Source organism: Halococcus morrhuae DSM 1307 (assembly GCF_000336695.1).
Lineage (GTDB): Archaea > Halobacteriota > Halobacteria > Halobacteriales > Halococcaceae > Halococcus > Halococcus morrhuae.
Genome location: NZ_AOMC01000007.1, coordinates 1 through 2,461, shown reverse-complemented (window position 1 = coordinate 2,461; position 2,461 = coordinate 1). Strand labels below are relative to the sequence as shown.

The 2,461-nt window shown below is 60.6% G+C and carries 2 protein-coding genes and 1 pseudogene; all 3 read right to left on the bottom strand.

From position 1 onward, the window contains the following. Window positions 1-361 precede the first annotated feature (361 nt). A complete protein-coding gene (locus C448_RS00210) occupies window positions 362-847 on the bottom strand; it encodes a cupin domain-containing protein (protein WP_004051004.1) in 486 nt (161 codons plus the stop codon). Window positions 848-1,116: 269 nt separating this feature from the next. After that, on the bottom strand, window positions 1,117-1,266 hold the full coding sequence (locus C448_RS16215) for a hypothetical protein (protein ID WP_169316338.1): 150 nt from the start codon (window positions 1,264-1,266) through the stop codon (window positions 1,117-1,119). 290 nt (window positions 1,267-1,556) lie between these two features. Beyond that, a pseudogene (locus C448_RS00205) lies at window positions 1,557-2,153 on the bottom strand (restriction endonuclease); the annotation flags it as partial. Between the last annotated feature and the right edge of the window lie 308 nt (window positions 2,154-2,461).

Below are 2,461 nucleotides of genomic sequence, written 5' to 3'. Positions count from 1 at the left end.
TCGCAAACGTTCCATACCGCAAGAAGGCGTCCAATTCCCCTGAACTCAGCGGTAGAATCGCCGGACGGAACCGGCGATCAACAGAGCATACGCAGACATTCGTCGCTCGCTACGGAGAAAATCGTACAGCAGTGAATTGGTGTTGCTCGACACCTGGGGCTCACGGTCGCACGCATCGTGCGGTTCGGCGATGCGGATGATCTATCGATGACTGTGGTCTCGGACGTACTGCGGCGGAGTGCCGAAGATGACTGGCCTCGGAACTCATAGGGATCGTCATCGCCGGGTGCCGAGTCCGGCTCCGGACGATGGCTCGTCATCGGCCATCGGCTCTTACCCATCCAGTCGAAAAAGCATACCCTTAGCCGATGGTGAACTCGTTGCCACACTCGCTGCAGGTGAACGCGAAGGCACCCTGATCGGTGAGAACGGTGTCGTGGGCGGTCTCTTCGCCACATTCGCGGCAGTGAACGACCGACTCCATCTCGTCGAAATCGTGACGGGCCTTCGGCGCGCCGAGGGCGAACCCCACCACGCGCTCGTCGGAGTCGTTCTTGCCCATCTGGAACTCGCCGGGTGCGAAGCGGATGAGCTCGCCCGCGGCCACCTCGTGCTCCTCGCGGTCGCGACCCACCTCGAAGGTCGCCGTCCCCTCCTGGACGTGGAACACCTCCTCCTGGTCGTGGTGGGCGTGGAGCCCGCCCGAGAAGGACTCGCCGGGTTCGAGCTCGAAGTAGTTCATCGCGAAGGAGTCGGTGCCGAGATCGCGCGAGACGGGTTTGCGGACCGAGTGCACGCCGAGCGGGTTGTTGACGATATCTACGTCCTCGATGCTGACCTTCTCCATAGCGGACCCACCGTGGCGACCGGCAAAAAAGTTCGTCCCCCACCTTTTGCTGCACTCGCTCCCTTCGGTCGCTCGCTGGCAAAATGTGGATCAAAAGCCATCGTCACCCCCTCGCTACGCTCGGGGGATTCCTCGGCCCGCTCACTCGCCTGCGGCTCGTTCGCGGTGCAACTACTGGTACAGCCGCTCCGCAACCGCGACGGCGGCGTCAACGCGATCGTCGTCGTTCGTCACGACGGCGACGAGCACGTTCGTATCGGCGAAACACCTCATCTTCGTTCACGGAGGTCGCGAACCGCCTCGACGGAATCCATGTCGACGTCGACCGCCAACTCCGCGAGCGCGTCGCCGAGCGAACCATCATTCGCTTCGGTGCCATCGCGGAGATACTCGGCGAAGTCGTCTGCGGTGAGGCTCATACCCATCATTCGGTATCAGAACGGATAAACAACCACCCTTTGCCGCACTCCGACCTTTTTCCGCCTCGGGTGCGCTCGCTTCGCTCGCGCACCGCTCGGCGCAAAAACGTCCTCAGAAGTCTTCGACTTCTGATGTCGAGGCGAATCTCCGATTCGCCGACCATTGGAGAGCTTCGCTCTCCAAGAGGCTGCGTTAGAGCTTCGCTCTAACGAACGTCGATGAAAAAGAGCCGAGCCTCACAGACGTTCGGCTCGGTGAACCGCTCGCTCCCTACGGTCGCTCGCAGACGCTACTCCCCGACGGCCTCCTCGACAATCGCAATCTCCTCATCAGTCAGCCCGTACAGCTCGTAGACGATCTCGTCGATCAACGCATCCGTCTTTTCGATCTTCTCGTCCAGTTCCGCGGCGCGCTCTCTGGCATCCGTGTAGCGCTCGATGCCACCGGCCACGTCGTCGAGTTTCGGCAGGGTCAGGCTCTCCAGTCGGTCGAGCGGCGAGATCGTCGCGGTGGCGTTGTCCCGATAGCCCGCGAAGCCGTCGGCCTCGTCGACCGCGTGGGGCACGAACGCCGCGATGAGGTCGGCCTCGGCCTCGCTCAGCCCGACGAACTCCATCGCCGGCACGGGATCGAGCGTGGCGTAGCCGTGACTGTTCGTCTCGTACTCGTCGGGATTCTCGGGCTTCACGTAGGGCACCGCCAGCACCCGCAAGCGGTCACCATCGCGCTCGATCTGCGCGCCCGTCACCCGGAGTTTTGCGAATTCGCTGTCGGCCGCGGTGTCGGTCAGCACCGACTCGGCCAGCCCGCTCGCCGGCTGATAGCGCTCGCCGAGGATCGGGCCATCCTCGTAGTTTCCGAGGTAATCGAGAAGATCGAGGTTGAGATTAGAGCGTTGCTTCCTGACATCCACCATTTCGTTCGCCAAATACCCAATGAAGTCGTGTGTTAGGCTGTTCTGATTGCCTAATTCCGCGTATTCAACAATTTCGATTCCGTGATTTGGCTCCCCTATAATCTCATCTTGGTAAACTCGCTTCAGTTCATCTATCGAACTATTTTCGACTTCAGGTATATCGATGATCGGCAATTGGCCTACATACTGAGTTTCAGTCGATCACATTGAGTTAGAGCAAGCATCTGCTTGAGGAAGATGTGGACCAACCCCAAGCAGACAACGAGATAGAGGAAGAG